Source organism: Pseudooceanicola lipolyticus, from assembly GCF_002786325.1.
Lineage (GTDB): Bacteria > Pseudomonadota > Alphaproteobacteria > Rhodobacterales > Rhodobacteraceae > Pseudooceanicola_C > Pseudooceanicola_C lipolyticus.
Map to the genome: position 1 here is coordinate 1 of NZ_PGTB01000177.1, position 7,186 is coordinate 7,186.

A 7,186-nucleotide genomic window follows, 5' to 3' on the forward strand; every position below is an offset into this window, starting at 1 on the left:
GCCAGCCGCGGCCGATCCCCGCCCGCATGCGGCGCGACAGCGCACCTGACAGCGCCGCCGCGGCGGGCTAGGGTCGCGCCATGTCGATCTGGACCCGCATCACCGATGCGCTGAGCGCGCTGGCCAATGGCGAAAGCCTGACCACGGTGTTCGAGCGCCTGCGCACCCCGCCCGAGCGCAGCGTCGCCTTCACCATCGCGGTGATCGCGCTGGGCGCCAAGATGGCCAAGGCCGACGGCCAGGTCACCCGCGACGAGGTCACCGCCTTTCGCGAAGTGTTCCAGATCGCTCCCGAGGACGAGGCACAGGCGGCGCGGGTGTTCAACCTGGCCCGCACCGATGTTGCCGGCTACCAGGACTATGCCCGTTCCATCCGGCAGATGTTCGGCCCCGACAGCGACACGCTGAACGACCTGATGGAGGGGCTGTTCCACATCGCCATGGCCGACAACCGCTATCACCCGGGTGAGGACCAGTTCCTGGGCGACGTGGCCGGCATTTTCGGGCTGAGCGAAGCCCGTTTCCGCGCCCTGCGCGCCCGCTTCGTTCCCGATGCCAAGCCCGACCCCTATACCGTGCTGGGGGTCAGCCCCGACATGCCGCGCGAGCAGATCCGCCAGGCCTGGCGCCGGCTGGTGCGCGACACCCATCCCGACCGGATGATGGCGCGCGGGGTGCCGGAAGAGGCGGTCAAGCTGGCCGAAAAGCGGATGCGCGACATCAACACCGCCTGGGACGAGATCAATGCAGGCGCCGCCTGATGCGGCTGGCCACCTATAACGTCGAATGGTTTGCCAACCTGTTTGACGAACAGAACCGGCTGGTGGCCGATGACGGCTGGTCGGGGCGGCAGGATGTCACCCGCCGCCAGCAGATCGAGGCGCTGGGAATCGTGTTCACCGCGCTGGAGGCCGATGCGGTGCTGATCGTCGAGGCGCCCAATACCGGGCGCCGCCAGGACACGGTGGTGGCGCTGGAGCATTTTGCCGAGCGCTTTCAGCTGCGCCAGCGCCGCGCGGTGATGGGGTTTGCCAATGACACCCAGCAGGAAATCGCCCTGTTATACGATCCCGACGCGCTGTCGGCCCGGCACGATCCGCGCGGCGCTGAGACCGGCGGCAAAGGTGACCGACAGGCGCCGCGATTCGACGGCAGCTTTCGCATCGACCTGAATTTCGACGCCAGCGAGGATCTTGTGACTTTTTCCAAGCCGCCGCTGGAACTGGCCGTGCGCACCGCGCAGGGCACCGAACTGCGGTTGATCGGTGCGCATCTGAAATCCAAGGCACCGCATGGCGCCACCAATCGCGATGCGGTGATGCGCATCTCGATCGCCAACCGGCGCAAGCAGCTGGCGCAGGCGATCTGGCTGAGGGCGCGGATCGAACAGCACCTGGAGGCCGGCGATTCGCTGATCCTGATGGGCGATCTGAACGACGGGCCGGGGCTGGACGAATACGAGGGGCTGTTCGGGCGCTCGTCAGTCGAAATTCTGCTGGGCGACGAGTTGTTCGACCCGCATGCGCGCCAGGCGCTGCAGCGGCGGCTGGGGGCGATGCCCACCACCGCGCGGTTCCTGATGCGGGACCGGCAGACCTATCTGCAGGCACTGCTGGATTACGCGATGGTGTCGCCCGACCTGATGGCGCGCCGTCCGGCCTGGCGCATCTGGCACCCGTTCGACGATGCCCGCTGCTGGCAGGTGAGCGAGCTGCGCGACGCGCTGCTGACGGCGTCGGATCATTTTCCGCTGACGCTGGATATCGAGATCTGAGGCTTAACGGATCGCCCTGGACGCCCTATATAGGGCGCATGAAACAGCCGCTTGCCTTTGTCCTTGCCCTGGCCCTGTCGACCACGCCCGCCTCTGCGCAGGAGGGGGACGAGAGCGGCTCGATGATGCAGCGCGGGCTGGAACTGTTCTTCGAGGGGCTGCGCGACGAGGTGTCGCCGGCGCTGCGCGACCTGCAGGACATGGTGGCCGAATACGGCCCCGGCATGCGCCGTTTCCTGTCCGAGATGGGACCGGCGCTGGCCGGGATCCTGGAAGAGGTCGAGGACTGGTCGCGCTATGAGGCGCCCGAGATCCTGCCCAATGGCGATATCATCATCCGCCGCAAGCCGGATGAGGTGCCGGAGCCCGAGGCGCTGCCGCCCGCCGGGCCGACGGATATCTGAGCCGCGGCGCATCGCCGCCGCTCGCGGCCCGCCATCCCCCTTCACAGGACTGGCCAAGCGGAAAATCCCGGCTATGGTTTGGCCATGTGTGGACGTTTTGCAGCCGGACATCTGACCCAGGCGCAGATGCTGAAGATCATGCGCGACTTTCTCGACGCGCCCAAGGTCGAGGAGGGCGAGGCGCCGCAGGCGGTGACCGGTTGGAACATCAAGCCGACCCAGCAGGTGCGGGTCGGGTATCTGCACGAGGATGGCGCCGTTGCCACCACCGCGCGCTGGTGGTTCGTGCCGCATTGGCACAAGGGCGAGGCCGGCGACTGGAAGGCGACGACCTTCAACGCCAAGGTCGAAACGGCGCGGGAAAAACCGACCTTCCGCATCGCCTGGACCTCGGGTCGCTGTATCATCCCGGCGATCGGCTATTACGAATGGACCGGCAGCAAGGGCAAGAAACAGCCCTGGTTCATCCGGCCCGAAACCAACACCGATCTGTTCTTTTTCGCCGGGCTGATGTCGCGGCTGCCGAACGGGTTGCGCACCTGCACCATTCTGACCCGCGCCGCCGATCCCAAGATCACGGCGCTGCATCCGCGGATGCCGATCATCCTGCGCCAGGCCCAGTGCAGGGACTGGCTGACCGCCGCGGTCAGTGATGACGAGGTGATCGAGGATTACGGTACCGGCTGGCAACACCAGACCTATCGCGTCAGGCCGTTCGGGCGCGACGATGACGGGCCCGAATTGATCGAGCGCGACGGGTTCGACCTGTAAGAGGGGCAGGGCGCGCGGTCAGGGCGCGGTGTTGACGACCACCTCGGCGCCCAGCGTCTGGGCCAGCGACATGAACCGCGCTTCGGCGACCTCGCCAAACAGGGGGCGGGCCTTTTCCGCCAGGGTCAGGGTCAGCAGCTTTTTCTTCGGCTGCCAGCCCAGTTCGCCCAGGGGCTCGTCGGCATGCATCCACAACATGGCGCCGAACCGCATCGCCTTGCCCAGCACCTCGGCCTGGTGCAGCCCTTTTTCATCCAGCAGGGTGTAGAGGTTTTCGAATGCGGTGCCTTCACGCTTGTTGCGGTAGCGGTGCAGCAGGGCGAGGCCGAGGAAGACCCGTTCGGAATGTTTCAATCCGCCCAGATTGGCGCGGGTGGCGTTTTCGAAACAGACCTCGGCGCGATAGTCGGGATGCGCGCGCCAGCTGACATCGTGCAGCAGGCAGGCGGCCTGGATGATCCGCACCCGCGCCGGCGGCGCGCTGCGGAACAGCGGCATGACGAAATCGAACAGCATCTTGCCAAAGCCGGGCAGGCGGGCGTCCTTGGCCTCGGCGAAATGGCAGGATTCGATCAGCGGGTCGCGGTCGCGCAGGTGCTGCGGCATCTGTTCGTACAGCAGCCCCTCGCGGATGCCATAGCTGGAAATCGCGATATCCTTGGGCCCGAAGGTGCGCACCAGCCGCACCAGCACGTCGGTGGCGATCGGCACCAGCGCCATACGCGACGCCGAGATTCCGCATTTGCTGCGCAGCGCGTCGAGGTCGCTGGCGTCGATGAAGCGCGCGGTTTCGCGCACCGCCGCCGGGGTCATGCGGTATTCGTGCAGCACCCTCAGCGGATAGCCGCGCCGCGCCATGTCGATCCGCGCGATGGCGCGCCAGCTTCCGCCGACCAGGAACAGGCGGTTGTGCTGTTCGCCCATCTGCTCGCTCAGCCCGGCCATCACCGTCTTGATATGCTCCTTGCGGCCCCGCCGACCGCCGGGCAACCCGCCCAGCTTGAGCGGGCCGAGCTGCGAGGTCAGGCGTTTGCCGACGCGGCCATCTGAGATTTCGGCCAGTTCCATCGACGAGCCGCCGATATCGCAGACCAGGCCGTAGGCGCCGGGCCAGCCCAGCAGCACGCCCTGGGCGGAAAGCCGCGCCTCTTCCTCGCCGCCGATGACCCAGATGCGCAACCCGGTTTCGCGCAGCACCTCGTCGCAGAACTCCGGCCCGTCCTCGGCATCGCGCACCGCGGCGGTGGCGACGGCGGTCAGCGGCGGCAGGTCCATGCCGTTGGCCAGGCAGGCAAACCGTTTCAGCGCCGCCAGGGCGCGCACCCGCCCCTCGGGGTTCAGGCGGCCGGTTTCGGACATGCCCGCGCCCAGGCCGCACATGATTTTCTCGTTGTAGAAATAGGCCGGAGACCGCGCGGCGCCGTCAAACACCACCAGCCGGACCGAGTTCGATCCGACATCGATCACGCCGACTCGCGACAAGGCGCGTGCACTTGGGTCTTCGAACAGGGGGCGCCCGAAGACGTCCCAGTTCGTTCCGGTGGGTTCCATACGCTGATTCATGAATTCCCCGGTCTATTCGGGGCAATTTGCGACATGCAGCCTCGCGGGTCAATCTTTGACCTGACGCCGCGCCGGTTGGCGCAGCGTCACGCTGGGTGGGGAGAGAGCCGCAGGGTGCGGTCAGTCGGCGGCATGGGTCAGCTGCGGCACGTCCGATGCCCCGGCCGATCCGCGCCCGGACAGCGACGGGTTTTCCATGAAGAAGCGGTGGCAGTTGAAGGCGAATTCGCCCTCGGTCAGCGGGCTGCGGGTGAAACTGCCATCCGGCGCCATCACCCAGCTTTGCGCCACATCGGCCAGGTTGGCCGCCATGATCTGGCTGACGATCTGCGCCTTGACGGTGGCGTTGTTGATCTCGACCAGGGTTTCGACCCGCCGGTTCAGGTTGCGCCCCATCCAGTCGGCCGACGAGATGAAGACGCGGGCCTTTTTTGACGGCAGCCCGTGACCGTTGCCGAAACAGACGATGCGGGAATGTTCCAGGAACCGTCCGACGATGGATTTTACGCGAATGTTGTCGCTTAAGCCCTTGATGCCGGGGCGAATACCGCAGATGCCGCGGATCACCAGGCTGATCTTCACGCCGCCCTGGCTGGCGCGGTACAGCGCGTCGATCACCTCGCTGTCGATCAGCGAGTTCATCTTGGCCCAGATCTCGGCCGGCTTGCCCGCCTTGGCATGGGCGATTTCGGCGTCGATCATCTCGATCAGCCGGGGTTTCAGCGAGATCGGCGAGATCGCGAGGTTTTCCAGCGACTCGGGCTGCGCATAGCCCGACAGGTAGTTGAACACCTTGGTGGCATCGCGCCCCAGCGAGGAATCGCAGGTGAACAGGCTGAGGTCGGTATAGATCCGCGCGGTGATCGGGTGGTAATTGCCGGTGCCGTAATGGGTATAGGTCACCAGCTGATCGCCCTCGCGCCGCACCACCGTCGAGATCTTGGCATGGGTCTTGAGGTCCATGAACCCGTAGACCACATGCGCGCCGGCGCGTTCCAGCCGCCGCGACTGGCGGATATTCGCGGCCTCGTCGAACCGCGCCTTCAGCTCGACCAGCGCGGTCACCGACTTGCCGTCTTCCGCCGCCTCGCACAGCGCCTCGACAATCGGCGAGTTCTTCGAGGTGCGGTACAGCGTCTGCTTGATCGCCACCACGTCGGGATCGCGCGCCGCCTGGGTCAGGAACCGCACCACCATGTCGAAGGTCTCGTAGGGGTGATGCAACAGCATGTCTTTCTGGCGGATCGCCGCGAACATGTCACCTTCGAAATCGGTGACCCGTTCGGGCACGCGCGGGGTAAAGCTGGGCCACAGCAGGTCGGGGCGGGTGTCGATCACCATCTCGCTCAGATCGGCCATGCCGATCATGCCATCGACCTCGATCAGTTCGCTGTCATCGACGCCCAGTTCCGACATCACCGTCGCCAGCAGCTTTTCCGGCGCGCCGGCCGAATAGGTCATCCGCACCACCTCGCCGCGGCGGCGCCGTTTCAGCGCCACCTCGAATTCGCGCACCAGGTCTTCGGCCTCTTCCTCGACTTCCAGGTCGCTGTCGCGCAGGACGCGGAATTCGAAATAGGATTTCAGCTTGTAGCCGGGAAACAGGCTTTCGATTTCCAGCAGCAGCAGCTCTTCCAGCGGCAGGAACCGGTCCTTGCCGGAATCGGGGGGCAGCCGCACGAAGCGGCTGATCTGGGCCGGGATCGGCAGCAGCGCCTGCAGGCTGCGCTTGTCGCGGCGGCGCTCCAGTTCCAGCGCCAGCGAGTATCCGGTGTTCGGGATGAACGGGAAGGGGTGCGCCGGGTCGATGGCCAGCGGCGACAGCACCGGAAAGACCTTGTTGAGAAAGAACTCGGCCAGGAAGCTGCGGTCATTGGCATCCACCTCGTCGCGGGTCAGCATGGCGATGCCGGCCTCGGCCATTTCGCCGCGCAGCGCGTGCAGGGCACGCTGCTGGGACTGCATCAGCTTGCGCGCATCCTCGCGGATCAGCACCAGCTGTTCCGCCGGGCTCAGCCCGTCGGCGGCGGGGGTGGTGTTGCCGGCATGGGCCAGTTCGCGCAGACCGGCAACGCGGACGGTGAAGAACTCGTCCAGGTTATTGGCCGAGATCGAAACGAAGCGCAGCCGCTCCAACAGCGGCACGCGCGGATTTTCCGCCTCTTCCAGCACCCGCCAGTTGAAGCCCAGCCAGCTGAGTTCGCGATTGTAGAATCGGCCCGGTCCGGTGATGTCCAGGTCGCTCAGCTCGACGGCGGGAACGAAATCGGATTTGAGGAAATCTGTCTGTGTCATGGCGGCTTTATGCGAATTGGATGTAACTGTTTGGTGACCCGAGCTTAACTGGTCTCGGCACCGCCGCCAATCAGCCGCGCCGCCAGCGCGCGAGACAATGTGCGGCCCTCGTCCAGCGCCGCCTTGTCGAGCATTTCCACCATTGCTGCCGCCGCCTCGAACGAGCGTTCCATATGCCGGACGAGATAGGGAATCACTTCGGGCTTTGGCGCGATCTGGCGGTCGGCGAACAGCTTGGCCAGCACCGCCGCCAGCAGCGCATCATCCGGCGCGTCCAGCGCCACGTGGCAGGCGGCATCGACCCGGCTCTGGATATCGGCCAGCGCCAGGTTCCAGTGCCGCGGCGCGCCGCGCCCGGTCAGCAGCAGCGGCTGCCCCG

7 protein-coding genes are annotated in these 7,186 nt (G+C 66.3%); 4 read left to right on the top strand and 3 right to left on the bottom strand.

Features of this window, described 5'->3' with window-relative positions; genetic code table 11:
• Positions 1-80 precede the first annotated feature (80 nt).
• The 4 genes from CVM52_RS22085 to CVM52_RS22100 all read left to right on the top strand — a co-directional run bounded on the left by CVM52_RS22085 (position 81) and on the right by CVM52_RS22100 (position 2,949).
• Positions 81-761, top strand: coding sequence for a molecular chaperone DjiA (locus CVM52_RS22085; RefSeq protein ID WP_100164542.1), 681 nt, complete (start codon positions 81-83; stop codon positions 759-761).
• The gene (locus tag CVM52_RS22090; RefSeq protein ID WP_100164543.1) at positions 761-1,774 is read left to right on the top strand and encodes an endonuclease/exonuclease/phosphatase family protein; all 1,014 of its coding nucleotides are present in this window, start codon (positions 761-763) and stop codon (positions 1,772-1,774) included. Before CVM52_RS22085 ends, CVM52_RS22090 begins: the two co-directional genes overlap by 1 nt.
• A gap of 38 nt (positions 1,775-1,812) precedes the next feature.
• Positions 1,813-2,178 carry a hypothetical protein gene (locus CVM52_RS22095; protein ID WP_100164544.1) on the top strand — a complete coding sequence of 122 codons (366 nt, stop codon included), beginning with the start codon at positions 1,813-1,815 and terminating at the stop codon, positions 2,176-2,178.
• Positions 2,179-2,262: 84 nt separating this feature from the next.
• The gene (locus tag CVM52_RS22100; RefSeq protein ID WP_100164545.1) at positions 2,263-2,949 is read left to right on the top strand and encodes an SOS response-associated peptidase; all 687 of its coding nucleotides are present in this window, start codon (positions 2,263-2,265) and stop codon (positions 2,947-2,949) included.
• An 18-nt stretch (positions 2,950-2,967) separates the two neighbouring features.
• Here the strand turns inward: CVM52_RS22100 and CVM52_RS22105 are convergent, their stop codons facing one another.
• The 3 genes from CVM52_RS22105 to CVM52_RS22115 all read right to left on the bottom strand — a co-directional run.
• Positions 2,968-4,512 (bottom strand): Ppx/GppA family phosphatase, encoded by a 1,545-nt coding sequence (locus CVM52_RS22105; protein WP_100164546.1) that lies wholly within the window; start codon positions 4,510-4,512, stop codon positions 2,968-2,970.
• Between the two features lie 120 nt (positions 4,513-4,632).
• Positions 4,633-6,807 carry an RNA degradosome polyphosphate kinase gene (locus CVM52_RS22110; protein WP_100164547.1) on the bottom strand — a complete coding sequence of 725 codons (2,175 nt, stop codon included), beginning with the start codon at positions 6,805-6,807 and terminating at the stop codon, positions 4,633-4,635.
• A gap of 44 nt (positions 6,808-6,851) precedes the next feature.
• Positions 6,852-7,186, bottom strand: a 335-nt coding sequence (locus CVM52_RS22115) for a P-loop NTPase family protein (protein ID WP_503128399.1), incomplete at its 5' end; no start/stop codon positions are given.

What these genes read in the sequence shown, in the direction of transcription:
- CVM52_RS22100 (WP_100164545.1), top strand. Translation starts at nt 2,263, where the DNA reads ATGTGTGGACGTTTTGCAGCCGGACATCTGACCCAGGCGCAGATGCTG.
- CVM52_RS22095 (WP_100164544.1), top strand. Translation starts at nt 1,813, where the DNA reads ATGAAACAGCCGCTTGCCTTTGTCCTTGCCCTGGCCCTGTCGACCACG.
- CVM52_RS22110 (WP_100164547.1), bottom strand. Translation starts at nt 6,807, where the DNA reads ATGACACAGACAGATTTCCTCAAATCCGATTTCGTTCCCGCCGTCGAG.
- CVM52_RS22085 (WP_100164542.1), top strand. Translation starts at nt 81, where the DNA reads ATGTCGATCTGGACCCGCATCACCGATGCGCTGAGCGCGCTGGCCAAT.
- CVM52_RS22090 (WP_100164543.1), top strand. Translation starts at nt 761, where the DNA reads ATGCGGCTGGCCACCTATAACGTCGAATGGTTTGCCAACCTGTTTGAC.
- CVM52_RS22105 (WP_100164546.1), bottom strand. Translation starts at nt 4,512, where the DNA reads ATGAATCAGCGTATGGAACCCACCGGAACGAACTGGGACGTCTTCGGG.